Raw genomic sequence first — 24,101 nt, 5'->3', positions numbered from 1 at the left:
CCCCATCCGTCGATCGCCTGGAGGCTTCATGTTCGACGGCACGTTCGACGTCTTTGCGTGGATCATTGCGATCGCCGCGTTCATCATTGCCATCAAGGCCGCCAACCTGGCGGGCGAGCTGCGCCGGCGACTGAATGCGCTCGAAGAGGCGTTTGACGCGCAGCGGCGGATGCAGCCGCCGCCGCTCACACCTGTCTGGGAGCAGGCGCCGGCCGCCGCGACGGCTGCCGCGGAGCTCCCGCCGCTTGCGCCGGAAACCGAACCGGCGTCGCCACCCGTGACCGAAGCTGTTTCGCCGCCGCCGCCCGAGGCGGGCCCTGAAGCCGCTGCGCCGCCTCCTTTGCCCGCGCCTGCGCCTGATATTCAAGAACCTGGCTTCGAGGAGCGGCTCGGCACGCGCTGGGTGGTGTGGATCGGCGGGCTTGCGCTCGCGCTCGGCGGCTTCTTCATGGTGCGCTATTCGATCGAGGCCGGCCTTCTCGGCCCCGGCGTGCGCGTGTTCCTGGGCGGCCTGTTCGCGGCCGCGCTGCTCGGGGCCGGCGAATGGACGCGGCGCAAGGAGAGCATCTCGACCATTCAGGCGCTGCCGATCGCCAACATTCCCGCGATCCTCACCGCCGCCGGTACGGCGGTGGCGTTCGCGACGATCTATGCCGCCTATGCGCTCTACGGCTTCCTCGTGCCCGCCACGGCCTTCGTGCTGCTCGGCATCGTCGCCATGTGCACGCTCGCCGCAGCGCTGCTGCACGGACCGGCACTCGCCGGCCTCGGCGTGGTCGGCGCCTTCGTGACGCCGGTTCTCGTCTCCAGCGGCAAGCCCGACTATTGGGCGCTCTACATCTATCTCGCGATCGTCACCGCCGCGAGCTTCGGCCTCGCCCGCATCCGGCTGTGGCGCTGGCTCGCGGTCACCACGATCGTGTTCGCCGTGTTCTGGGCCCTCGTCGGGCTCGAGCCGGAGCTGCAGGTCGCGCCGCACGCCTTCCACGTCATTGCGGGCTTCGTGCTCGCTGCCCTCCTCGTCGTCTGTGGCTTCATGTTCGGCCCGGCGGCCGAGGACGGCGAGATCGAGCCGGTCTCGTCGAGTTCGCTCGGTGCCTACCTGTTCGCCACGGTGGTGATCGTGGTGTCGAGCGCGCACGCCGATCTCGCGCTGATCGCCTTCACTCTGCTGGTCGCAGGCACGCTGTTCGTGGCCTGGCGCGCGCCGGCGGCAACGGGCGCGCTGGGCGCCGCCGCAGCGACCGTCTTCATCGTGTTCGCCGAATGGGCGGTGCGTGCCAATCCGGACATGCTGGTGCTGCCGGGCGGCCCGATGTCCGGCGTCGGCCCGACGGCAATCGACAGCTCCGTGACGCTGCATCTGGTCATGGCCGCGATCTTCGCCGCAGGCTTCGGCGTCGCAGGCTTCCTCGCCCAGGGCCGGTCGAACTCGGCCGTCATCCCGGTGGTATGGTCGGCGGCAGGTGTCGCGACACCGATCGCCATCCTGGTGGCGCTCTATGCGCGCATCGCTCACCTCGACCGCTCGATCCCGTTTGCGATCCTCGCAGTGCTGCTCGCCGCTGCTTTCGGTGCTGCGACCGAAGCCCTCTCACGCCGCCAAGATCGACCGGGGCTTGCTACCTCCATCGCCCTGTTCGCCACCGGCACGCTCGGCGCGCTGGCCTTGGCGCTGACCTTTGCGCTGGAGAAGGGCTGGCTTACCATCGCGCTCGCGCTGATGTCGCTCGGCACCGCCTGGATCTCGCTGCAGCGGCCGATCCCGTTCCTGCGCTGGCTCGCCGCCATCTTCGCGGGCCTCGTCACCGCGCGCACCGCCTATGACCCACTGATCGTCGGCGATGCCGTCGGCACCACGCCGATCTTCAACTGGCTGCTCTGGGGCTACGGTCTGCCGGCGGCATCGTTCTGGGGCGCGAGCATCTTCCTGCGCCGCCGCGCCGACGACGCGCCGCTGCGCATGGTCGAGACCGCCGCGATCCTGTTCACCGCGCTGCTCGCCTTCATGGAGATCCGGCACTTCGCGACCGGCGGCCGCATGACAGCGGCCCCCTCGCTGCTCGAATTCGCGCTGCAGGTCTGCATCACGCTCGCGATGGCGATCGGACTTGAGCGGCTGCGGCTGCGCAGTCACAGCATCGTGCACAACGCCGGTGCGGTCGTGCTCACGGCAATTGCAGGGATCATCAGCGTGTTCGGCCTCCTGATCCTGGAGAACCCGTTGCTGTTCTCCGGCGTCAATGTCGGCGGCCTCGTCTTCAACCTGCTGCTGCTCGGCTACGCTCTGCCGGCAGTGCTGATGCTGCTGCTGTCCTATGCGGTGGCGGGCCATCGCTCCGTCGTCTACGCCAACACGATCGCAGGCGGAGCCCTGGTGTTCGCGCTCAGCTATGTGACGCTGGAGATCCGCCGCTTCTATCACGGCCCGGTGCTGCTCTACGGCGCCACCACGAGCGCCGAGCAATACACCTATTCGATCGGCTGGCTCGGCTTCGGCGTTGTCCTGCTCGGCGTCGGCATCCTCGTCAACTCCGAGCGGGCGCGGCTGGCCTCGGCCGCCGTCATCGCGCTCACGATCCTGAAAGCCTTCGCCGTCGACGTATGGACGCTGACCGGCGTCTACCGGGCGCTGTCGTTCATGTGCCTCGGCATCGTGCTGGTCGCGATCGGCTGGCTCTACCAGCGCATCCTGTTCCGGCGGCAGGTCGCGCCGCCGCCGGCCGCGCAGACGGGCAGTTGATTATCAGGCCGCGCGGACCGACTCCAGGAACTGCGCGACCTCGACCTTGAGACGGGTGCTGTCGCTCGCCAGCGATTTCGCAGCCGAGAGCACCTCGACCGAGGCTTCGCCGGTCTCGATCGCACCACGCTGCACGTCGGTGATGTTCGCCGAGACCTCCTGCGTGCCGACCGAAGCCTGCTGGACGTTTCGCGAGATCTCCTGCGTCGCGGCGCCCTGCTCCTCGACGGCGGCGGCGATCGCTGCGGACACTTCGGACAGCCGCTCGATGGTGCCGCCGATCTCCTGGATGGCGCTGACGGATTCCTGAGTCGCGGCCTGGATGCCCGATACCTGTGCCCCGATCTCGCCGGTCGCCTTCGCGGTTTGCTCGGCCAACGCCTTGACTTCCGACGCGACGACCGCAAAACCGCGGCCGGCTTCGCCGGCGCGTGCCGCCTCGATGGTGGCGTTCAGTGCCAGCAAATTGGTCTGGCCCGCGATGGTGTTGATGAGCTCGACCACGTCACCGATGCGGGAGGCGGCCTGCGACAGCGCGTTGACGCGCTCGTTGGTCCGCGCAGCCTGCTCGACGGCTTCCGCCGCCATCCGCGCCGAATCCTGCACGCGGCGGCTGATCTCGGTGATGGAGGACGATAGTTCTTCGGATGCGGAGGCGACCGCTTGCACGTTCGTGGAGGCTTCCTCGGACGCGGCCGCGACGACGGTCGCGAGTTGCTGGCCGCGCTGCGCGGTGCCGGTCAGCGTCGAGGCCGAGGCCTCGAGTTCGGTCGAGGCGGAGGAGACCGTGCCGACCACCTCGCCGATCATGGCCTCGAAATTGCGCGTGATGGCATCGACGCGGCGACCGCGCTCGATCTTGGCCTCGGCATCGCGAGCGGCCGCTTCGTCGGCGGCCTTCTTGGCGATCAGCGCCTCCTTGAAGATCTGGAGCGCATCCGCCATCGAGCCGATCTCGGTCCTCTCGCCGCGATGCGGCACCTCGGCCGAGAGGTCGCCCTCGCCGAGCGACTGCATCGGACGGATGATCGAGGCAATGCCGCGAGAGACATCGCGCACGAGATAATAGGCCGCGCCGATCGCGATCACGACGGAGAGTACGATGATGCCGACCAGCACGCGGAAGATCAACGCATAGCTGTCGGCCGCCTGCTTCGTCTCCAGCTCGGCGCCGCTGTTGTTGAGTTCGATGGCCTTCTGCAGCAGCGGATCGGCCGCCTGGGCCATCTTCGCGACCTTGGTCTGCAGCATTTCATTGGCGTCGGCCGGAAAACGCCCGACGCTCTTGCGCGACAGCGCCATGACGTCCTGCACGCCGTTCAGGTACTCGGCCCACGCCTTGGTCCATTGCCCGTAGAGCGCGCGCTCCTCGGCCGCGTTGATCAGCGGCTCGTAGACCTTTCGGGTCTTCTCGATGCGCTCGCGCAGATTGGCGAGACGCTTTTCGGCGGCCTCCTTGCCTTCGGCGGTGTCCTGCATCAGATGCAGGCGGAGGGCGACGCGCAGCTCATTGATGTCGGCGCGCATCGAGCCGAGTGCACGCACGCTCGGCAGCCAACTCTCCGCAATCTCGACCGTGTGAGCGTTGATGTTCTGCATGGTGCCGATCGCCGTCACGCCGACACCGGCGAGCGAGAGGACGAGAACTGACAACACGGTCAGAAGCTTGAAGACGATGGACAACTTCGACATCACGACAAATCCCGACGATGCCTAGCAACGCGCACGCCACCTGCGCCAGGCGTCACGACGGACGACCGTGCGGCGGTTAGCTCAACAGTGCTGGCTGGTTCTTATCCCGTAAGATTGCCTGCCATAATCGCAAGCAGGCGTTAACATGATCCTACGTAAAACTACGGCCGAGCCCGGCCCGCGCTATTTTCCATGCACGCACGCGCGCAACCGCCGCACCTTCGCGCGCGACGGTTGCAGATCAGCTCTATCGAAGGAGGCGGCCGTCAGGCGGCGCGCACGGTGCCGAGGAACTTGCCGACCTCGAGCTTGAGGGGTTGCTGTCGCAGGACATCATCTGCGCGGCGGACCTGCGAGGATGCCGAACCCGTCTCGCTCGCGCCGCGCTGCACATCTGTGACGTTGGACGACACCTGGTGAGTGCCTTCCGCCGACTGCTGCACGTTGTAAAATTGCACCCTGAGGTCGGGTCTAGGGTGCTCCGACGCTCTCGCCGAGAAGGCTGATGCGAAACACCGGCTGCTTGTTTTCGTCGAGCAGTTCCATGCACCACTCGGCATTCGGCTTCAGCCCGCGGGCGATGCTGCCGAGCAAATTGGCGCAGACTTCGGTCATTTCTGTCCAGGCGGCCGTGCGATCCTCGAACTCGTAGGGCTGGTCGGCGGCGCCGGAATAGCGACCGGTGCTGATGCGGAAGAAGTACAGCGACATCGTTGAACCCTTTTATCGCGCCGCGCCCCTCCGGCCGTACGCAAACTGGCGCGCGAACAGCTACCAAGGCATGAAAACCGCCGTCCGTATGACTACGGCGCAGCGGCTTCGCGTTCGATGGACGTCTTCAACTAAAAACTGCGCGGACCGTCCCGCGCGACCGTCTCACTGCGTCGAGCGACGCAGCTCCAGCGGGCCCTCGTTCTTGGCAGGCTCCGACTTCACCGGCTCGAGCCGGCTGCTCTCGACACGTGGCGTCTCGACGCGCGCGGCGACTTCGGTGTGAGATGCGGCGACCGAACCGGTATGCTCCGAAGAGCGCAGCGAACGCGGACGCGCGGCGGCGCGCGCCATCAGCATCTGGTTGCCGCCTTGGTGACGGAAGTCGCAATAGGCGAAGCCCATGCCCGACACCGAGCCGCGAAAGCTGCGATCATCGGTCTTTTCAAGGTTGAAACAGGGCTCGAACGGAATGCCCTTGATCGCGGCGCAGACGTTCTGGCCGCGGATCTGGAGCGTGTTGCCGGGCAGGCGAAGATGTTTCACCGGGCCTGAGCCCGAGAACTGCACCGCACCGGCGGCGCCGAGGTCGTCGAGGATGCGGCCTGCACCGCGGGTGCCGTCGAAACAGGTAAAGGCAAACACCTTGCCGGCCACGAAGCGACGCGCCTCATCGGCATTCATGCTTCCGGCAATGGCCGGCGCAAACGTTGCTGCCGCCGTGACAGCCCCCAACACAATACGCGCAAGCATGCTCAACTCCGAACCGACCCCCGCAGCGGGCGATGCCTTATCTCTTTACCCGCTGCTTACCATACTAACCATGGCGACATTGAAGCAGCTTGGTTGGTAAAGTCTGAACGCCGTTAGACAATTTTTACCACGATGCGGCCGCGGACCTGCCCCGCCAGAATTTTCGCGCCCCATTCCGGAACTGCGTCGAGCGCGATTTCTTGAGTGATTTCAGATAGTTTTGTCCGATCCAGATCGGACGCCAGACGCTGCCAGGCGGCCTTCCGCGGCTCGATCGGACACATCACGGAATCGATGCCGAGAAGGCACACTCCGCGCAAAATGAAAGGTGCCACAGACGACGGCAGGTCCATGCCGGCGGCCAGGCCGCAAGCCGCAATTGCCCCGCCGTATTTCGTCATCGACAGCAGATTCGCCAGGGTGGTCGAGCCGACGCTGTCGACACCGCCCGCCCAACGCTCCTTGGCAATCGGCTTGGCCGGTGCCGACAATTCGTTGCGGTCGATGATTTCGGCTGCGCCGATCTCTTTCAAATAGTCGGCCTCCGAGGCGCGGCCGGTCGACGCGATGACGTGGTAGCCGAGCTTCGAAAGCACGGCGGTGGCCACCGAGCCGACGCCGCCGGCAGCACCCGTCACCACCACGGGACCGCTCTTCGGCGACAGACCGTGCTTCTCCAGTGCCAGCACCGAGAGCATCGCGGTGAAGCCGGCGGTGCCGATCGCCATGGCATCGCGCGTCGATAGGCCTTGCGGCAAGGCAACCAGCCAGTCGCCCTTCACCCGCGCCTTCTCGGCATAGGCACCGAGATGGGTCTCGCCCATGCCCCAACCGGTGCAGACGACCTTGTCGCCGGCCTTCCACTGCGGATGCGAGGATTGCTCGACCGTGCCTGCGAAGTCGATGCCGGCAATCATCGGGAAGCGGCGCACCACCGGCGCCTTGCCGGTGAGCGCCAGGCCGTCCTTGTAGTTCAGCGTCGACCATTCGACGCGGACGGTGACGTCGCCGTCCATCAGCTCGGCTTCGTCGAACTGCGTCAGCGCGGCAGTGGTGCCCTTGTCCGCCTTGTCGACCCGGATCGCCTTGAATGTGGCCACGACTGAACTCCCTGACTTATGTTTGTCGGGGATGTTTAGCCGATCAGGCAGGCTGCGCAACTGCCCGATGAACCGGTTTCTCCACGATCGGAAGATTGATGAGCGCCGAGAGCACACCGAACAGGATCGAGAGCCACCAGATCGGCGTATAGGAACCGAACCGCTCGAAGACGATGCCGCCCAGCCAGACGCCGAGGAAGCCGCCGACTTGATGGCTGACGAAGGCGAAGCCGTAGAGCGTCGCAAACCAGCGCGTGCCGAACATCAGCGCCACCAGCGCCGAGGTCGGCGGCACCGTCGACAGCCAGGTCAGGCCGGAGACCGCACCGAATGCGATCGCCGAGAACGGCGTGATCGGAAACGAGATGAAGGCAAGGGTCGCCAGCGCGCGCGTGAAGTAGATGGTCGAGAGGATGTAGCGCTTGGGCAATGAATTCTGGAGATAGCCGACGCTCAGCGATCCCACGATGTTGAACAGGCCGATCGCCGCGATCACCCAGCCGCCGGTTTGCGCGGAGATACCGCGATCGACCAGGAAGGCCGGCAGATGCACGGTGACGAAGGCGAGCTGGAACCCGCAGGTGAAGAAGCCGAGCACCAGCAGCACGTAGGAGCGGTGGCCGAAGGCTTCGGCAAGCGCCTTGGTGAAGGTCTGATCATCCGCCGGCGTCGCGTTCGCCGCATGTGCGACCGGCGGCGTCGAGAGCGCCAGCGACAACGGGATGATCAGCAACATCAGGAAGCCGAACACGGAAATCGCCTGCTGCCAGCCGAAATTGTCGATCAAGGCGACGCCGATCGGCGCGAACAGGAATTGCCCGAATGAGCCCGCCGCCGTGCCGGCACCAAGCGCAAGCCCGCGCTTCTCGGCCGGCAGCAGCTTGGTGAACGCGGACAGCACCAGATTGAACGAACAGCCTGCAAGACCGAAACCGACCATGACGCCAGCACCGATGTTGAGCGACAACGGCGTCGAGGAATAGCGCATCAACAACAGTCCGCCGGCATAGAGCAGAGCGCCCACGCACATCACCCGGAACAGGCCGAAGCGATCCGCGACCGCGCCGGCGAGCGGCTGGCCCAGGCCCCACAACAGATTCTGCACGGCGATCGCGAGGCCAAACACGTCACGGCCCCAGGAAAATTCGTGGCTCATCGGCTGCACGAAGAAGCCGAGCGCCGAGCGCGGACCGAAGCCGAGCATGCCGATCGCGCAGCCGCAGAGAATGATGACGGCCGGAGTGCGCCAATTGGAGGAACGTGAGGCCGGAGCAAGTTCGCCCGCTGATGTCATGGTGTTCCTCGTCTTCTTGGTGGTCTCGCAAAGCGGCGGCTGCGAACATGCGACTTAATGCACTTGCATGAAAATCCCAAGTCAAAAACGGTTGCATTCCACGGGGGGCTACCGGGGGAGCATTGCATTTCGAGGCGGCCTCGCTCTGCCCGTCGGGCCTGTTTGACGGAAATGTGTGAAGCCGGATCTGGCGGCTTCAGCCCAAGCATGTTATCTTTGATTTGCTCAGAGTGAGTATATTTGACCTCGATGAAGTTCGTGCCGCCCCCTTGGGCGGATTATCTAGGCCTTACATATACTCATTATGAGTACAACTGACACGCAAGGGAGGCTTCGATGCCGATCGCTGGAATTTACGGCCCCGACGACTTTGCCAACCGGCCCCAGGGCCACCCCGAGAACCAGGTCGCCGCCTCCCGTGCCGCACCGGCACGAACGGGGCCCGCGCTGCCGGCGCCCTCGCTGGCATGGACGCCGGAAGTCGCGCACGCCACCGCCCCGCTCTATGAGCGTGTGAAGCATGTGATCCCGCCGATCGAGTGGCCGCTGATGGCGCCGACCATCCAGGCGATCAACGAGCTGAAGCGCGCGCGGGGCGCGGTGATCCTCGCGCACAATTATCAGTCCCCGGAGATCTTCCACTGCGTCGCCGATATCGGCGGCGATTCGCTTCAGCTCGCCATCGAAGCCAGCAAGGTGAAGGCCGGCATCATCGTGCAATGCGGCGTGCACTTCATGGCGGAGACGTCGAAACTGCTCAATCCGGACAAGACGGTGCTGATCCCGGATTCACGCGCCGGCTGCTCGCTCGCCGCCAGCATCACCGGCGCCGACGTCCGCCTGCTCCGCGAGAGATTTCCCGGCGTGCCGGTCGTGGCCTATGTCAACACCTCCGCCGAGGTGAAGGCCGAGGTCGACATCTGCTGCACCTCGTCGAACGCGGTCCAGGTGGTCGAGAGCCTGGGCGCTCGAAGCGTGATCTTCCTGCCCGACCGCTATCTCGCAACTTACGTCGCCTCGAAGACCGATGTGAAGATCATCGCCTGGAAGGGCGCCTGCGAGGTGCACGAACGCTTCACCGGCCAGGAACTGCGCGCGTTTCGCGAGGCCGATCCCTCGGTGCAGATCATCGCGCATCCGGAGTGCCCGCCCGACGTGCTGGCGGAAGCCGACTTCACCGGCTCGACCGCGCACATGATCAACTGGGTGCGCGACAAGCGGCCGCGACGGCTGGTGATGATCACGGAGTGCTCGATGGCCGACAATGTCCGCGCCGAGCTGCCCGACGTGGAGATGCTGCGCCCCTGCAATCTCTGCCCGCACATGAAGCGCATCACGCTCGCCAACATTCTGGACAGCCTGCTGACGCTCCGCGAGGAGGTCACGATCGACCCCGCGCTTGCGGCGCGCGCGCGGCGTTCGGTCGAGCGGATGATCAATCTGAAGAACTAGCGTCGCACATAGCCGTCGTACCGGACGAGCGCAGCAAAGCGGAGCGCAGATCCGGGACCCATAACCACGGGAAGATGTGGTGCGAAGAACGACGTTGAACAGCTTCGCACGACAATCTCCGCCGCGGCGTTTGGGTCCCTGCGTTCGCAGGGACGACAGATGAGCAAGAGGAAACATCATGACCAACAACATCCACAACCTCAGCCGCCGCACCGACGACGTCGTCATCGTCGGCGGCGGCCTTGCCGGACTGTTCTGCGCGCTCAAGCTCGCGCCGCGGCCGGTGACCTTGATCTCCGCGGCGCCGCTCGGACAGGGCGCATCATCCGCATGGGCGCAAGGCGGCATCGCCGCGGCGGTCGCCGAAGGCGATACGCCGGAAGCGCACGCCGCCGATACCGTTGCGGTCGGTGGCGGTCTCGTCGATGAGGCCGTCGCATTCGGGATCGCCCGCGAGGCCGCGCCGCGCATTCACGATCTCCTGGCCTATGGCGTCCCTTTCGACCGTGATCTCGAAGGCAGGCTCGCCGTGGGACGCGAAGCCGCACACTCCGCCCGGCGCATCGTGCACGTGCGGGGCGACGGGGCGGGAGCGGCGATCATCGCGGCCTTGAGCGAAGCAGTGCGCCGCACGCCGTCGATCCGTGTCATCGAAGGTCTCGTCGCTGAAGCGCTCCTGACGGAGGATGGCGCCGTCGCCGGCCTTCAACTGCGCGAGGCCGGCAACGCGGCGGCACGGCCGGTCCTGCTCGCCTCGCGCGCGGTCGTGCTTGCAACTGGCGGCATCGGGCATCTCTATGCCGTCACCACCAATCCGGTCGAGGCCAGCGGATCCGGCCTCGCCATCGCGGCGCGCGCCGGTGCCGTGATCGCCGATCCCGAATTCGTGCAGTTCCATCCCACCGCCATCATGGTCGGGCGCGATCCGGCGCCGCTTGCCACCGAAGCGCTGCGCGGCGAAGGCGCAACGCTGGTCAACGGCAACGGCGAACGCTTCATGGCAGCGCGCCACCCGCTCGCGGAGCTCGCGCCGCGCGACATCGTAGCCCGCGGCGTGTTCGCCGAGATCGCGGCCGGGCGGGGCGCCTTCCTCGATGCGCGGCAGGCGCTGGGCGTGCGCTTCGCCGACAAATTTCCGACCGTGCATGCGAGCTGCATCGCCGCTGGAATCGACCCAGCCACGCAACTCATCCCGATCGCGCCCGCCGCGCATTATCATATGGGCGGCATCGCGGTGGACGAACGTGGCCGCAGCTCGATCGACGGGCTCTGGGCCGGCGGTGAGGTGTCGTCGACCGGCGCACACGGCGCCAATCGGCTCGCCTCGAATTCGCTGCTCGAGGCCGTGGTCTACGCCGCACGAATTGCCGACGACATTGCCGGCCGCGCGCTCCCCTCGCCTGCCCGCCTCCCCGACGCACCGGTCGCAGCGCGCGGCGGCACGCCGGATGCCGCGGTCGTGCAGCGGCTGCGGGCGACGATGAGCGCGCATGTCGGCGTGGTCCGCGACGACGACGGTCTGACCGATGCCGTGCACCACTTCGCCGCGCTCGAACGCGAGGCAACGAGCATCGCGCTCCGCAACATGGCGATTTCGGCCCTGCTCGTCGCGGCGTCAGCCTGGAGCCGACGCGAGAGCCGGGGCGCGCATTTCCGCTCCGACCATCCGGCCGAAATCCCTGCGCCGGCGCAGAGAACGATGACCACACTCGCCGCGGCGCGCGAGATCGCAGAAGGCCTGCGCCCGTTGCCGCGCACGGCCCACCCCATGATCGCCTGATGGAGTCCCCCATGATCAATCCGACCTCGTTGCTCAACCCCGACGCCTTCCTTTCCCCGCTCGTCATCGACGACGCCGTGCAGCGCGCGCTCGACGAGGACCTCGGCCGTGCGGGCGACATCACCTCGCTTGCGACGATCCCGGAAGCGACCCGGGTAGAGGCAGTCCTGGTCGCGCGCCAGTCCGGCGTGATCGCCGGCTTGCCGCTGGCGCTGGCGACGTTGCAAAAGCTCTCGCCCGACATCGAGGTGCGCGCGCATGTCCGCGACGCCGCACGCGTGGCCCGCGAACAGCAGGTGCTGACGATCTCCGGCCCCGCGCGGGCCATTCTCACCGCGGAGCGGACCGCGCTGAACTTCGTGGGCCGCCTCTCGGGCGTCGCAACGTTGACGGCCGAATACGTCGCGCGCACCGAAGGCACGCGGATGCGCATCTGCTGCACGCGCAAGACCACGCCGGGCTTGCGGGCGCTGGAGAAATACGCCGTGCGGTGCGGCGGCGGCTTCAATCACCGCTTCGGCCTCGACGATGCGGTCCTGATCAAGGACAACCACATCGCGGTTGCCGGCGGCGTCGGTGCCGTGCTGGAGCGCGCCCGCAGCCACGCCGGCCATCTCGTCAAGATCGAGATCGAGGTCGACACGCTGGCGCAACTGCGCGAAGTGCTGGCGACGGGAATGGCCGACGCCGTGCTGCTCGACAACATGGATCTTGCGACGCTGCGTGAGGCGGTGCGGATCAACGAGGGCCGCCTCAAGCTCGAGGCGTCCGGCGGCGTCACGCTGGATTCGATCGCGGCGATCGCAGCCACCGGCGTCGACTACGCGTCGGCCGGCGCGCTGACCCATTCGGCGCCGAACTTCGACTGCGCGCTGGATATCGAGGCGTGAGGGCACGCAGCCTGCACGAGGTCGTCATGCCCGGGCTTGTCCCGGGCATCCACGGCCTTGCCGCGCGGACCTAAGAACGTGGATGGCCGGGACAACCCGGCGATGACGCGATGGAGACCTTGGCGCTCAGCTACCGCCGCTCGCTCATGCCCATTTCCGCGGAGCTCTTGGCTTCCTGCGCGAGCTCGGCGGAGAGCGCGGCGGTCTGTGCCGGCGTGCCCCAGGCCGGCGCCTCGCTGCCGTCGCCCCATTTGCGTGGGCGGTAGAAGGTGTGCACGCCGGTCTTGTACATCTTCTTCATCTCGGCGACCCAGGACGGGCGCACCCAGTAGGCGTGATAGTGCGTGGACTTGCCGACCTCGGGCAACCAGATCTGGCCGTCGAGCATGGCCTTGGCGATCTTCTTGGCGCGCTCCCACATCTCGGGCTCGCGGATCACGTCGGTGTTGTTGTCGCAGGCGAAGGTGAACTGGCAAGCGAGATGACGGTGCTTGTTCTGATAGACCGCGCCGCACACGGTGTCGGGATATTTGCCGGAGAACACACGGTTCATCACGACCTGCGCCACCGCCATCTGGCCCCGGACGGCCTCGCCGCGGGATTCGAAATAGATCGCTTCCGCAAGACACTTCTCGGACTTCGCGCGCGACTTGTCGTCGAGCGCGAGCCGTTCCGCCGGCGATCTGGTGCGCTGGTTGTCGGCGTTGACCTCGCCCTTTGGCGCGACACTCTCGCCGCTCTCGATGTCCTTGGCAATGTCCACGGTCGGCGGCGATAGCGAGGCCGTCACCTTCATGTCCGGATCGGGCATCACGATCAGCGGCTCGGCGCCGGGCTGCCAGCTCTCGATGCTCTCCAGATTGCCGCCGAGCGAGGCGCTGCCGAAGAACAGGTTCGATGTCTTGACGCGGAAGGGATCGCGCGCCGGTGCCGGCGGAACAGTCGCCTGCTTCAGCGCTTCGAGCGGCTGGACCGCGAACGCACGCGCCGCGTCGCTGGCCTGCGGTGGATTGGCATATTGCGGCAGCGGCGGCGCACGCAGCGCTTCCTGGAGCTCGGGGTCGAGCGCAGCCGCAGTCTCCGGCGACATCGCCTGTGGCAACGCGGCGGTCTTGGTGCCGAATACCGAGCTGTTCGACGTCGCGGGATCTTCCTGCGCCGGTGCCGCAGCCGGCGCGGCCGTTTCGGGAGCCTGGCCCGGTGTGACGATTGCGAGGCGATCACCCTTCATGGAGCGATCGACCTTGGGAAAGTCGGAAGCCTGGTAGCGCGACGGCGCCTGCAGCGCCGGATTGCGGCTGATCGCGCCGGTGACGTCGCGGCCATCGAGGCTCGCGAGGCGAACCATCGCGCTCTGCGGAATGGAGGTGCCGATGGGGCGCGAGAAACTGTAGGTGGCGAGCTGGATGGAGGACGCCGCGGAGAACACCTGCTTCTGCCAACGCTCGGCGACGCCGGGTTGGCGCGCCAGCAAGGAGGCAATGTCCTGATAGCCGGTCTCTCTCGGCATCAATGCGAAGATGCAGAGACCGATGCCGAAGGACGCGAACCGCGCGCCCTTCGGATGGTTACGCAACACTGACATCGTTACGCTCACGCTACGCTTACGCCAGAAAAATCGAGCCGCAGTACATCCGTGCAATTCGATCTTTATCGTAAGTATCTAATTTAGGTTGCCGGGGCGTTAATCCGCGTTGCGCGTGCGGCACACTCAAGCGAACACAGGTGTTTTCACGGGGCGATCGCGCGCGGTGGTAAACGCGTCCTCACGTGAAGCGGTAAACAACCGGTCAACGCAAATGGTGAAGGAACCCTTGCGGGCGCGTATCATTACGGGACGCGCGGTGTTCCCGTTGTCGGTGCGGTGCTTCAACAACCTCGTCATTGCGAGCTTAGCGAAGCAATCCAGAATCCCTTCGCGGAGACGTCCTGGATTGCTGCGTCGCAAGGGCTCCTCGCAATGACGAAGGAGAGAGCATCGGACAAATAGAAAGAGGCGGGGCTTTCGCCCCGCCTCTTTCATTCCAGCATTCCAGTTCTTCTTACGCCTGGCTTGCGATCGCCTTGCCGAGCGCGGCTTGCGCGGCGGCGAGGCGGGCGATCGGCACGCGGTAGGGCGAGCAGGAGACGTAATCGAGGCCGATGTTGTGGCAGAAGGCGACCGAGGCGGGATCGCCGCCGTGCTCGCCGCAGATGCCGACCTTGAGCTTCGGGCGGGTCTTGCGGCCGCGCGCGACGCCGATCTTGACGAGCTCGCCGACGCCCTCCTGGTCGAGCGCCACGAAGGGATCGACCGAGAGGATGCCCTTCGCCACGTAGGGACCGAGGAAGCTCGCCGCGTCGTCGCGGCTGATGCCGTAGGTCGTCTGCGTAAGGTCGTTGGTGCCGAACGAGAAGAACTCGGCCGACTGCGCGATCTCGCCCGCGAGCAGGCAGGCGCGCGGCAGCTCGATCATGGTGCCGACCTGATAGGCCAGCTTGGTGTTGGTTTCGCGCATCACCGCCTGCGCGGTGGCATCGATGCGCGCCTTGACGAGGTCGAGCTCCATCTTGGTGGCAATCAACGGCACCATCACCTCGAGGCCGACGGCCTTGCCGGTGCGCTTCTCGGCCTCGACCGCCGCTTCGAAGATCGCACGCGCCTGCATCTCGGCGATCTCGGGATACGCGATCGCGATACGGCACCCACGGAAGCCGAGCATCGGATTGAACTCCGAGAGCTCGCGGGCGCGGTCGGCCAGGCGCCGCGGGTCGGTGTTCATGGCGCGCGCCACTTCCTCGACCTCGGCATGGGTGTGCGGCAGGAACTCATGCAGCGGCGGATCGAGCAGGCGGATCGTGACGGGCAGGCCCTTCATGATCTCGAACAGCTCGACGAAGTCGGCACGCTGCATCGGCAGCAGCTTTGCGAGCGCGGCGCGGCGCGACTGCTCGTCCTCGGAGAGGATCATCTCGCGCACCGTGCGGATTCGGGTCTCCTCGAAGAACATGTGCTCGGTGCGGCACAGGCCGATGCCTTCGGCGCCGAACTTGATCGCGGTGCGCGCGTCATCAGGCGTGTCACCGTTGACGCGGACGCCAATCTTGCGGACCTGGTCGGCCCAGGCCATCAGCGTGCCGAACTCGCCGGACAGCTCCGGCTCGATCATCGGCATGCGGCCGGCCAGCACCTGGCCGAGCGAGCCGTCGATGGTGATGACGTCGCCGGTCTTGAAGGTGCGCGAACCGATGCTCATGGTGCCGCGGCCGTAGTCGACGCGGATGGTGCCGCAGCCGGAGACGCAGGGCTTGCCCATGCCGCGCGCGACCACCGCCGCGTGCGAGGTCATGCCGCCGCGCGTGGTCAGGATGCCTTCGGCGGCGTGCATGCCGTGGATGTCTTCCGGGCTGGTCTCGATGCGGACCAGGATGACCTTGCGCCCGTCGGCCTGAAGCTTGGCCGCTTCGTCCGAGGAGAACACGATCTCGCCGGAGGCCGCGCCCGGGGACGCCGGCAGGCCGGTCGCGATCACGTCGCGCTTGGCGTTGGGATCGATGGTCGGATGCAGGAGCTGATCGAGCGAGGCCGGATCAATGCGGGTGACCGCTTCCTTCTTGCTGATGAGCCCTTCATTGGCGAGTTCGACCGCGATGCGCAGCGCCGCTTTCGCGGTGCGCTTGCCGCCGCGGGTCTGGAGCATCCACAGCTTGCCCTGCTCGACCGTGAACTCCATGTCCTGCATGTCGCGGTAGTGCTTCTCGAGCAGCGTGTAGATCCGCGTCAGCTCCTTGAAGGCCTCCGGCATCGCCGCTTCCATCGACGCCTTGTCGGAGCCCGACTCTCTCCGCGCTTCCTCGGTGATGTCCTGCGGCGTGCGGATGCCCGCCACCACGTCCTCGCCCTGCGCGTTGATCAGGAACTCGCCGTAGAGCTTGCTCTCGCCGGTCGAGGGATTGCGGGTGAAGGCAACGCCGGTCGCCGAGGTCTCGCCCATGTTGCCGAACACCATGGCCTGCACGTTGACCGCGGTGCCCCAGGATTCCGGAATGTCGTGCAGCTTGCGGTAGGTCACCGCGCGCGCGTTCATCCAGGATGAGAACACCGCACCGATCGCGCCCCAGAGCTGGTCGTGCGGGTCCTGCGGGAACTCCTTGCCGGTCTCGCGCGCGACCGCGTCCTTGTACTTGCCGACCAGGTCGACCCAATCCTCGGCGGTGAGGTCGGTGTCCAGCGTATAGCCCTGGCTGTCCTTGAAGGTGTCGAGGATTTCCTCGAAATGGTGATGCTCGAAGCCGAGCACCACGTCCGAATACATGGTGATGAAGCGGCGATAGCTGTCATAGGCGAAGCGGCGATCGCCCGACAATTCCGACAGCGCTTCCACGGTCTGGTCGTTGAGGCCGAGGTTGAGCACGGTGTCCATCATGCCCGGCATCGAGGCACGCGCGCCGGAGCGCACCGAGACGAGCAGCGGGTTCCTGGTGTCGCCGAACACCTTGCCGGTCAACTTGCCGACATGGTCGAGCGCTTTCTCAACCTGGGCCTGCAATTCCTTCGGATAGGATTTGTCGTGCGCGTAGAAGTAGGTGCAGACCGAGGTCGGAATGGTGAAGCCGGGAGGCACGGGAAGGCCGAGATTGGCCATCTCGGCGAGGTTCGCGCCCTTGCCGCCGAGCAGGTCGCGCATCTCCGTCCGGCCCTCGGCCTTGCCGTCACCGAACGTGTAGACCCATTTGCCGGCCTTGACCGATGCCGGCGCCGCCTTCGCGGGCCCAGCCTTTTTCGGTGCGGGCTTGGCTGCGACCTTCGGCAGAACCGCCTTGGTCATGGCCTTTGCCGCCGGCTTTGCAGCGGATTTGGCGACGGGCTTCGGCGCGCTCTTGGCCAGCGCCTTGCGGGCCGGCGGTGCGGCCTTAGCGGCGGCCGAGGACTTTGATTTCGCTGGGATTTTCGCCGGGATTTTCTTGGGCTTCGAGGCGGCTTTGGCCATAGCTTGCACACAACCTGCGAGAGGAATGGGAAATCGCGGGCCTTACACCACTTTGGGCGGGCCCGCGCAAGTCGGACGGTTCCGAAAAGTGAACACCTAGAAGCGGAGCCACTTCAGGAGCCCGAGCCCGATCGCGCCGTTCACGATGAGGAAGATCGCGACGATCAAGTTGAGGAGCCGCGGCATGATCAGGATGAGCACGCCCGCAATCAACGACAGGATCGGCGAAATGTGGGCGACGGTGATGTGCATGAACTATCTTTCTGTGGAGGATGAGGCGAATCGCGGGCGGATCATAGCCCTCCCGGTTCCGCGAGTAGAGACGCACAACGGGCAGTGCGAGTTCCGGCGCACACGAAAACTGCCTGAAATTGCCGCGAATGCGGCGGGCCTTTTCCCGGAACATTGCGAAGGGTGCATGCATTGGCCAATCGGCTGCGCCACTGGCGCGTCCGAAATAAAATCACGTCGAAGGAGTTGTCCATGCGGAACAGGATTCTTGCTCTTGCAGCGCTCGCGGCCGCGGTCGGCTCGCCCCTTGCGGCGCAGGCGCAAAGCGGTGTCACCGTCGGACGCGCGCCGGCCGCGACCGACAGCATCCCGACCATTACGACCGATCAGCGGCCGGCCTTCCGCGACTATGTCGTCGAACAACGTGTGCCGCCCTTCCGGATTCCGGATCGTGTGGTGGTCGGTGCCACCTTACCCGAAAGCGGCGTCACTTATTATGACGTGCCGCAACGCTTCGGCGCGACCACCTACCGCTACACCGTCGTGAACGGCGAGACCGTGCTGGTCGAGCCGCGCTCGCGCCGCATCGTCGAGGTGCTGGACTGACATCGAATCATCGACATCGACTAGATGTCCGGCGCGTCACTTCAATCAGGCTGGCGCGAGCAGTATAAATCGGACATCAGGCCCCGCCCGGTCTTCCCCCCGCCGGGCGGGGCACTTCTTTTTGCTCCTGTCATTCCGGGCTCGCGCCAAGTGGCGCGCCCCGGAATGACAGCAGTGTTTGCCGCGCTATCGCGTTTCAATCCTGGATCTTCGAGAAATCCGCCACCGCGCGCGTGGCGCTGCGGATCTCGTTCAGCAGCTTCAGGCGATTCTCGCGCACCTTGGCATCGTCGTCGTTGACGCGAACTTTTTCGAAGAACGCATCGACCGGCGGACGCAGCTTCGCCATCGCGCTCATCGCGGCGGCGAAGTCCTCCTTGGCGACGGCAGCGCTTGCTTCCGCCTGCACCTCGCCGATCGCCTTGGCCAGCGCCCTCTCCTCATCGAGGCTGTAAAGCGCAGCATCCGGAGCGCCGTCGAAGCTGCGCTTGTCCTTCTTCTCCTCGATCGAGAGGATGTTGCTGGCGCGCTTGATGCCGGCGAGCAGGTTCTTCCCATCGTCGCTCTCGAGGAATTTTCCGAGTGCCTCGACGCGGCGGACGATCATCAGGAGATCGTCCTGGCCGCCGAGCGCGAATACGGCGTCGACGAGATCGTGACGCGCGCCTTGCTCGCGGAGCTGGACCTTGAGGCGGTCGGCGAAGAAGGCCAGGAGGTCGCTCGGAAGCCTCGAGATATCGGCCGGCTTCACCGACAGGCCGGCAAGCGCGGACGCAGCCAACTTCATGAGCGACAGACGCAACGTATTTTCGGCGATCAGCCTGATCACACCCAACGCCGCACGACGCAGCGCATACGGATCCTTGCTGCCCGTGGGCTTCTCGTCGATGGCCCAGAAGCCCACCAGCGTATCGATCTTGTCGGCGAGCGCCACCGCGACACTCACCGGATCGGTCGGCACGCGATCTGTCGGCCCTTGTGGTTTGTAGTGCTCTTCGCAGGCGGCGGCGACGGAGGCGTCCTCGCCCTGGGCCAGGGCGTAGTACTTGCCCATCAGGCCCTGCACTTCCGGGAATTCGCCGACGACTTCCGTCAGCAAATCAGCCTTCGCCAAATGCGCGGCGCGCTTGGTCTTGGCGACATCGGCGCCGACCAGCGGCGCGATCTCCGCGGCCAAGCGCTCGATGCGCTTGATGCGCGCCGCCTGCGTGCCGAGCTTCTCGTGGAATACGATCTGATCGAACTTCGGCAAACGGTCCTCGAGCTTCGTCTTCAGGTCCGTCTCATAGAAGAATTTCGCATCCGACAGACGCGGACGGATCACGCGTTCGTTGCCTGATACGATGACCTTGCCGCCGTCGGTCGCCTCGATATTGGCGGTGAGGACGAACTTGTTGGTCAGCTTGCCCGTCTTGGGATCCTTAACGACGAAACACTTCTGGTTGTTGCGGATGGTGGCGCGGATCACCTCGTCCGGAATCGCGAGATATTCCGGCTCGAACGACCCCATCATGACGACGGGCCATTCGACGAGGCCCGACACCTCGTCCAGCAGCACCTGATCCTCGACCAGTTCGAAACCTTGCGCGAAGGTCAGCTCCTTGGCGTCGGCAAAGATGATGTCCTTGCGCGCCTGCGGATCGAGAATGACTTTCGCAGCCTTCAGCTTCGCTTCATAGTCCTCGAAGCGGCGCACGTTGATCGCATCCGGCGCCATGAAGCGATGGCCGTACGTGGTCTGGCCGGTCTCGATGCCATCGACCTCGAACTTCACGACATCGGGCTCTTCGGTCTCCGGCCCGAAGGTCGCGGTGATCGCGTGGAGCGGACGCACCCAGCTCAGCGAGCGGGGTTTGCCGGAACGCGCGCCCCAGCGCATCGATTTCGGCCACGGGAAGGTGCGGATGATCACGGGGAGGATTTCCGCGAGCACCTCGATCGCATCGCGGCCGGGCTTCTCGATCAAGCCGATGTAGAAATCACCCTTGGGGTCGCGCTGGATTTTGGCTTCATCGAGCGACTTCAGACCGGTCGCCTTCAGAAAGCCCTGCACGGCCGCGTCGGGCGCGCCGATTTTCGGGCCCCGGCGCTCGGTCTTGAGATCAGGCTGGCGCGCGGGGATGCCGTGCACCGTGAGCGCAAGCCGGCGCGGCGTCGCGAACGCTTTCGCGCCCTCGTAGACGAGGCCTTCGGCGACGAGCTTGTCGGTGACCATGCGGCGCAGATCGTCGGCCGCCTTGGCCTGCATGCGCGCGGGGATTTCTTCCGAGAACAGTTCAAGCAAAAGATCGGGCATCAGGCCGCTCCGCCCGCTTCAGTATGGATCCAGGCCTCTCCGCAGGCCTTTGCCAACTCGCGCACGCGAAGAATGTAGCTCTGCCGCTCCGTCACCGAGATCACGCCGCGCGCGTCCAGGAGATTGAAGACATGGCTCGCCTTGATGCACTGGTCATAGGCCGGCAGCGCCATCAGATGCGCTTCGCGCTTGTCGTCCTTCCAGCCTGCGTCGAGATATTTCCTGCAGGCAGCTTCGGCCATCTTGAACTGCTCGAACAGCATCGCGGTATCAGCGACTTCGAAGTTGTGCTTCGAGTATTCCCGCTCGGCCTGCAGGAAAACGTCACCGTAGGTGACCTTCTGATCGCCGTCGCGGCCGTTGAAATTGAGATCGTAGACGCGGTCGACGCCCTGCACATACATCGCGAGCCGCTCCAGCCCGTAGGTGAGCTCGCCCGCGACCGGCGCGCATTCGAAGCCGGCCACCTGCTGGAAGTAAGTGAACTGGCTGACTTCCATACCGTCACACCAGCACTCCCACCCGAGGCCCCAGGCGCCCAGCGTCGGGCTCTCCCAATCGTCCTCGACGAAGCGGATGTCATGCACGGCGGAATCGATGCCGATCGCGGCGAGCGACTTCAGGTACAGCTCCTGAAGGTTCGGCGGCGACGGCTTCATGATCACCTGAAACTGGTAGTAGTGCTGCATCCGGTTCGGGTTCTCGCCGTAGCGGCCGTCCTTGGGCCGGCGCGAGGGCTGCACATAGGCGGCGTTCCAGGGTTTTGGCCCGAGCGCACGCAGGGTCGTCGCCGGATGGAAGGTGCCCGCGCCCATCTCCATGTCGTAGGGCTGCAGGATCACGCAGCCCTGCTCGGCCCAGAACCGCTGGAGCGCGAGAATAAAACCCTGGAACGAGCGTTCCGGGCGCATATGGGCGGGCAATGAGGCGTCCATCGTCAGATCAGGCTCTCGCGGGGGGTTTTGAATCGCGCGGGACCGTATCGACGGCGGGGGTGGGAATCAAGGCAAACGGGGCGAATTGGCCGTCATTCCGGGGCGCCCGCAGGGCGAACCCCGGAATCCATCGGGCCGCTCGCTTCGTGGTTCGATGGATTGCGGGTTCTCGCTTCGCGAGCCCCGGAATGACGCTTGAGCGGAGCGCCCCCTAACCGGGCCGATACGCTCCGGTGACGGGATCACGTTTCAGCTTCTGGATATCCCCTACATGGGCGGCTTCGGCGACGCGCGACAGGCGCATCTCCTCCAGCTCCTGGTTGATCCGGACAGCGGTCTTGTAGGCCCAGCGGACCACGGCAAGCCCACCCAGGACGCCCGCAAAAGCGACGAACGGCGGCATCGGTCGATCCTTGTTGAGTGCTCAGCCCCCAGGTGCATTGTTGCGCAGATGGTCCTGCGCCGCAATCGGCAGGCTGAGGGACCAAATGGCGCGGGAGCGTAGCGCCTAGAACCCGAATTTCGCCCAGATCGCCCGCGTCTCGACCGCCGAGATCAGCTCGTCCGGCAAGCCGCCCACCGCTTCCAGGGCCGAAAGCTGGCCCGCGCCGGGCGATTTCCGGCCCAGAAGACCGGAGAGCAGCCCGGTCGGCTGGGCAATCACGGGGGTGAGAACCTTCTCGCCGTATCGGGCACGAAGAGTTGAGCGGAGATCGCCGATGCTGTCGGCCAGCCCGAGCGCGACTGAACTCTCGCCGGCCCAGTATTCTCCCGTGAACAGCGTATCGTCGTCGCCCTTCAGCCGCGCGCCGCGGCTGTCCCTCACCAGCGAAATGAAGATCTGGTGGATCTCGCGCTGGATCGCCTTCAGCTTGGCGACGTCATCGGGGTTCTCGGGGAGAAACGGATCGAGCATCGCCTTGTGCGCGCCGGCGGTGTACAGGCGCCGCTCGATGCCGAGCCGCTTGATCGCCTCCTGGAAACCGAAGCTGCCGCCGACCACGCCGATCGAGCCGAGGATCGAGGAAGGATCGCAGATGATCTCGTCGCCCGCGCAAGCGATCATGTAGCCACCGGAAGCCGCGACGTCCTCGACGAACACCAGCACCGGCAGCTTCTTCTCCGCCGCGAGCTGCTTGATGCGCAGGTAGATCTGACGCGACTGCACCGGCGAGCCGCCGGGCGAGTTGATCACCAGCGCCACCGCCTTGGCGTTCCGATACGAAAACGCCCGCTCCAGCACGCGCGCGACGCCCGCCAGCGTCATGCCCGGACGCAGCGGCGTCACCGCGCCGATCACGCCTGAGAGTCGCACCACCGGCACCACCGCAGTGCCCGGTCGGAACCGCACGGGAAGGTATTGCATGAGCTTGTCGGCCAGGCCGGAACTCTCATGATCGTTCAATTGTTCGGCCATGCCGTTACCTCTGATTAACCATTTCTTATCACGCGACTGTCATTGGAAGTGCCTGGAACGTGTTTTGCAGATTTCCGGTTGGGAGGCTGCAATGAGGCAGTGGAGAACACCATGAAAATCTATCTGCTGATGTTGCTGATCGGTGCGCTGTTCATGGCGATCCGCCTGACGTCTCCGCACGAGCAACAGTCGGAATCGCTTCCGCAGTAAGCTTTCACGGATCCACCAGCGGCAAGGCCGCTCTCCCCTCCAGAATTTCCGTCGTCTCGTTCTTAGGCACGCGTGACTCGTCGTTGAGCACAAGCCCCGGCAGCAACCGCGTCGGGGCCCGGCCGCCTTTGACTGCCCGCACCAGCACGCGGATCGCGGGCCGTCCCGCCTCGCCGTGAACCGGCAGGATCGAGAGTCCGCCGAAGCCGCGCGACAGCGCCGCCAGCACCTCCGTGATGCCGTCTGCACGCCAGATCAATGTCAGCACACCATTCGATCGGAGAATCCGCCGTGCGGCATGCACCCACGCATGCAGGGTTTCCTCCGTCGCCATATGCGCGGTGTGACGCGCCTGATCCGGCGAGCCGCGGTGTCGAGCCGGATCGTTGAAGGGCGGATTCATCAACACCACGTCGACGCTGTCGGGCGACAACCCGTTCGCCGCAAAGGCCTCGGCGCCAGCAGTGACGTCGAGCACGATCGTCTCGGCGGCAATCGCATTCGCCGCTGCGTTGTCGCGCGCGAGCCCGGCCAGCTCCGGATCGATCTCGACCAGGGTGAGCCTGACACCGGGAATGCGCCGCGCCAGCGCCAGTCCGGCCGTGCCGATACCGGCGCCGAAATCAACCACGCGGTCCTCTGCCCGGGCGTCGGTCGCCGCCGCAAGCAGGATGGCATCATGCCCGGCGCGATGACCGGACCGCTTCTGCCTCAGCCGCAGGCGCCCTCCGAGAAAGGCGTCCTCGGTCATATTTGCGGCCTCACTCATCGCCGCGCAGTTCGTGACCAAGGCCGGCGTCGGTGAGGAGCGCCCGCGCCTCCTGGGCATCATCCTCATGAACCAGGATCCGCCGCGGCAAAATGCCGAGCGAGCCCTCGATGATGCTCATGTTCTGGTCCAGCACCAGATGATGGATGTTGGCGCCGTCGAGCAGCGCGCCGATCGCCGACACCAGCACCATATCGTTGGTCCGAACCAGTTCACGCAAACGAGAGATCTCCTGCCCGAAGTAGCTAAAAG

General features: G+C 65.8%; 19 protein-coding genes and 1 pseudogene. 5 read left to right on the top strand and 15 right to left on the bottom strand.

Annotation, left to right across the window (positions count from 1 at the left end):
* Positions 1 to 28 precede the first annotated feature (28 nt).
* A complete protein-coding gene (locus ACFDR6_RS34290) occupies positions 29 to 2,743 on the top strand; it encodes a DUF2339 domain-containing protein (RefSeq protein ID WP_375861059.1) in 2,715 nt (904 codons plus the stop codon).
* Between the two features lie 3 nt (positions 2,744 to 2,746).
* Here ACFDR6_RS34290 and ACFDR6_RS34285 read toward each other — a convergent pair whose 3' ends face one another.
* From ACFDR6_RS34285 to ACFDR6_RS34260, 6 genes and pseudogenes are all read right to left on the bottom strand, one after another.
* The gene (locus ACFDR6_RS34285) at positions 2,747 to 4,435 is read right to left on the bottom strand and encodes a methyl-accepting chemotaxis protein (protein ID WP_317242842.1); all 1,689 of its coding nucleotides are present in this window, start codon (positions 4,433 to 4,435) and stop codon (positions 2,747 to 2,749) included.
* Positions 4,436 to 4,701: 266 nt separating this feature from the next.
* Positions 4,702 to 4,881 (bottom strand): annotated as a pseudogene (locus ACFDR6_RS34280) (methyl-accepting chemotaxis protein); the annotation flags it as partial.
* Between the two features lie 25 nt (positions 4,882 to 4,906).
* Complete coding sequence (locus ACFDR6_RS34275) at positions 4,907 to 5,146, bottom strand: DUF6894 family protein (protein WP_212089430.1); 240 nt, start codon at positions 5,144 to 5,146, stop codon at positions 4,907 to 4,909.
* A 165-nt stretch (positions 5,147 to 5,311) separates the two neighbouring features.
* Complete coding sequence (locus ACFDR6_RS34270) at positions 5,312 to 5,899, bottom strand: hypothetical protein (protein ID WP_212089429.1); 588 nt, start codon at positions 5,897 to 5,899, stop codon at positions 5,312 to 5,314.
* 113 nt (positions 5,900 to 6,012) lie between these two features.
* Positions 6,013 to 6,999, bottom strand: a complete 987-nt coding sequence (gene acuI, locus ACFDR6_RS34265; RefSeq protein WP_212089427.1) for an acrylyl-CoA reductase (NADPH) — start codon at positions 6,997 to 6,999, stop codon at positions 6,013 to 6,015.
* Between the two features lie 43 nt (positions 7,000 to 7,042).
* Positions 7,043 to 8,293 carry an MFS transporter gene (locus ACFDR6_RS34260; RefSeq protein WP_375861058.1) on the bottom strand — a complete coding sequence of 417 codons (1,251 nt, stop codon included), beginning with the start codon at positions 8,291 to 8,293 and terminating at the stop codon, positions 7,043 to 7,045.
* Between the two features lie 336 nt (positions 8,294 to 8,629).
* Here ACFDR6_RS34260 and nadA point away from each other — a divergent pair, with 336 nt between their 5' ends.
* The 3 genes from nadA to nadC all read left to right on the top strand — a co-directional run bounded on the left by nadA (position 8,630) and on the right by nadC (position 12,415).
* Positions 8,630 to 9,745 (top strand): quinolinate synthase NadA, encoded by a 1,116-nt coding sequence (nadA, locus tag ACFDR6_RS34255; RefSeq protein WP_375861057.1) that lies wholly within the window; start codon positions 8,630 to 8,632, stop codon positions 9,743 to 9,745.
* Between the two features lie 178 nt (positions 9,746 to 9,923).
* On the top strand, positions 9,924 to 11,525 hold the full coding sequence (locus tag ACFDR6_RS34250; RefSeq protein ID WP_375861056.1) for an L-aspartate oxidase: 1,602 nt from the start codon (positions 9,924 to 9,926) through the stop codon (positions 11,523 to 11,525).
* A gap of 11 nt (positions 11,526 to 11,536) precedes the next feature.
* Complete coding sequence (nadC, locus tag ACFDR6_RS34245) at positions 11,537 to 12,415, top strand: carboxylating nicotinate-nucleotide diphosphorylase (RefSeq protein WP_375861055.1); 879 nt, start codon at positions 11,537 to 11,539, stop codon at positions 12,413 to 12,415.
* Between the two features lie 130 nt (positions 12,416 to 12,545).
* On the opposite strand, the gene ACFDR6_RS34240 is transcribed toward nadC, so the two are convergent.
* The 3 genes from ACFDR6_RS34240 to ACFDR6_RS34230 form a co-directional block, all read right to left on the bottom strand.
* A complete protein-coding gene (locus ACFDR6_RS34240) occupies positions 12,546 to 14,000 on the bottom strand; it encodes a cell wall hydrolase (RefSeq protein ID WP_375861054.1) in 1,455 nt (484 codons plus the stop codon).
* A gap of 457 nt (positions 14,001 to 14,457) precedes the next feature.
* On the bottom strand, positions 14,458 to 17,385 hold the full coding sequence (ppdK, locus tag ACFDR6_RS34235) for a pyruvate, phosphate dikinase (RefSeq protein ID WP_375861053.1): 2,928 nt from the start codon (positions 17,383 to 17,385) through the stop codon (positions 14,458 to 14,460).
* A gap of 96 nt (positions 17,386 to 17,481) precedes the next feature.
* On the bottom strand, positions 17,482 to 17,637 hold the full coding sequence (locus ACFDR6_RS34230; RefSeq protein ID WP_008562090.1) for a DUF3096 domain-containing protein: 156 nt from the start codon (positions 17,635 to 17,637) through the stop codon (positions 17,482 to 17,484).
* 231 nt (positions 17,638 to 17,868) lie between these two features.
* Between ACFDR6_RS34230 and ACFDR6_RS34225 the strand changes: the two genes are divergently transcribed.
* Positions 17,869 to 18,222 (top strand): DUF1236 domain-containing protein, encoded by a 354-nt coding sequence (locus ACFDR6_RS34225; protein WP_317242834.1) that lies wholly within the window; start codon positions 17,869 to 17,871, stop codon positions 18,220 to 18,222.
* 196 nt (positions 18,223 to 18,418) lie between these two features.
* Here ACFDR6_RS34225 and glyS read toward each other — a convergent pair whose 3' ends face one another.
* From glyS to ACFDR6_RS34195, 6 genes are all read right to left on the bottom strand, one after another.
* Entirely contained in the window at positions 18,419 to 20,518 is a 2,100-nt protein-coding gene (gene glyS / locus ACFDR6_RS34220) for a glycine--tRNA ligase subunit beta (protein ID WP_375861052.1), read from the bottom strand.
* Positions 20,518 to 21,453 carry a glycine--tRNA ligase subunit alpha gene (locus tag ACFDR6_RS34215; RefSeq protein ID WP_212030902.1) on the bottom strand — a complete coding sequence of 312 codons (936 nt, stop codon included), beginning with the start codon at positions 21,451 to 21,453 and terminating at the stop codon, positions 20,518 to 20,520. Before ACFDR6_RS34215 ends, glyS begins: the two co-directional genes overlap by 1 nt.
* Positions 21,454 to 21,664: 211 nt before the next feature.
* Entirely contained in the window at positions 21,665 to 21,856 is a 192-nt protein-coding gene (locus tag ACFDR6_RS34210) for a hypothetical protein (RefSeq protein WP_212089405.1), read from the bottom strand.
* Positions 21,857 to 21,961: 105 nt separating this feature from the next.
* Positions 21,962 to 22,870, bottom strand: a complete 909-nt coding sequence (locus ACFDR6_RS34205) for a S49 family peptidase (RefSeq protein WP_375861051.1) — start codon at positions 22,868 to 22,870, stop codon at positions 21,962 to 21,964.
* A 214-nt stretch (positions 22,871 to 23,084) separates the two neighbouring features.
* On the bottom strand, positions 23,085 to 23,849 hold the full coding sequence (locus ACFDR6_RS34200; protein WP_212089402.1) for a tRNA1(Val) (adenine(37)-N6)-methyltransferase: 765 nt from the start codon (positions 23,847 to 23,849) through the stop codon (positions 23,085 to 23,087).
* On the bottom strand, positions 23,842 to 24,069 hold the full coding sequence (locus ACFDR6_RS34195) for a putative signal transducing protein (protein ID WP_212089400.1): 228 nt from the start codon (positions 24,067 to 24,069) through the stop codon (positions 23,842 to 23,844). The genes ACFDR6_RS34200 and ACFDR6_RS34195 overlap by 8 nt, the downstream gene beginning before the upstream one ends.
* Positions 24,070 to 24,101: the final 32 nt, after the last annotated feature.

The sequence above is a fragment of the Bradyrhizobium tunisiense genome (assembly GCF_042263385.1).
Taxonomy (GTDB): domain Bacteria; phylum Pseudomonadota; class Alphaproteobacteria; order Rhizobiales; family Xanthobacteraceae; genus Bradyrhizobium; species Bradyrhizobium tunisiense.
This window is presented reverse-complemented; position numbering and strand designations above follow the sequence as displayed.

Coding starts and splice junctions, on each gene's coding strand:
- ppdK (WP_375861053.1), bottom strand. CDS start 17,385: ATGGCCAAAGCCGCCTCGAAGCCCAAGAAAATCCCGGCGAAAATCCCA.
- ACFDR6_RS34230 (WP_008562090.1), bottom strand. CDS start 17,637: ATGCACATCACCGTCGCCCACATTTCGCCGATCCTGTCGTTGATTGCG.
- ACFDR6_RS34260 (WP_375861058.1), bottom strand. CDS start 8,293: ATGACATCAGCGGGCGAACTTGCTCCGGCCTCACGTTCCTCCAATTGG.
- nadA (WP_375861057.1), top strand. CDS start 8,630: ATGCCGATCGCTGGAATTTACGGCCCCGACGACTTTGCCAACCGGCCC.
- ACFDR6_RS34225 (WP_317242834.1), top strand. CDS start 17,869: ATGCGGAACAGGATTCTTGCTCTTGCAGCGCTCGCGGCCGCGGTCGGC.
- glyS (WP_375861052.1), bottom strand. CDS start 20,518: ATGCCCGATCTTTTGCTTGAACTGTTCTCGGAAGAAATCCCCGCGCGC.
- ACFDR6_RS34210 (WP_212089405.1), bottom strand. CDS start 21,856: ATGCCGCCGTTCGTCGCTTTTGCGGGCGTCCTGGGTGGGCTTGCCGTG.
- ACFDR6_RS34215 (WP_212030902.1), bottom strand. CDS start 21,453: ATGGACGCCTCATTGCCCGCCCATATGCGCCCGGAACGCTCGTTCCAG.
- ACFDR6_RS34205 (WP_375861051.1), bottom strand. CDS start 22,870: ATGGCCGAACAATTGAACGATCATGAGAGTTCCGGCCTGGCCGACAAG.
- ACFDR6_RS34285 (WP_317242842.1), bottom strand. CDS start 4,435: ATGTCGAAGTTGTCCATCGTCTTCAAGCTTCTGACCGTGTTGTCAGTT.
- ACFDR6_RS34250 (WP_375861056.1), top strand. CDS start 9,924: ATGACCAACAACATCCACAACCTCAGCCGCCGCACCGACGACGTCGTC.
- nadC (WP_375861055.1), top strand. CDS start 11,537: ATGATCAATCCGACCTCGTTGCTCAACCCCGACGCCTTCCTTTCCCCG.
- ACFDR6_RS34200 (WP_212089402.1), bottom strand. CDS start 23,849: ATGAGTGAGGCCGCAAATATGACCGAGGACGCCTTTCTCGGAGGGCGC.
- ACFDR6_RS34275 (WP_212089430.1), bottom strand. CDS start 5,146: ATGTCGCTGTACTTCTTCCGCATCAGCACCGGTCGCTATTCCGGCGCC.
- ACFDR6_RS34270 (WP_212089429.1), bottom strand. CDS start 5,899: ATGCTTGCGCGTATTGTGTTGGGGGCTGTCACGGCGGCAGCAACGTTT.
- ACFDR6_RS34290 (WP_375861059.1), top strand. CDS start 29: ATGTTCGACGGCACGTTCGACGTCTTTGCGTGGATCATTGCGATCGCC.
- ACFDR6_RS34240 (WP_375861054.1), bottom strand. CDS start 14,000: ATGTCAGTGTTGCGTAACCATCCGAAGGGCGCGCGGTTCGCGTCCTTC.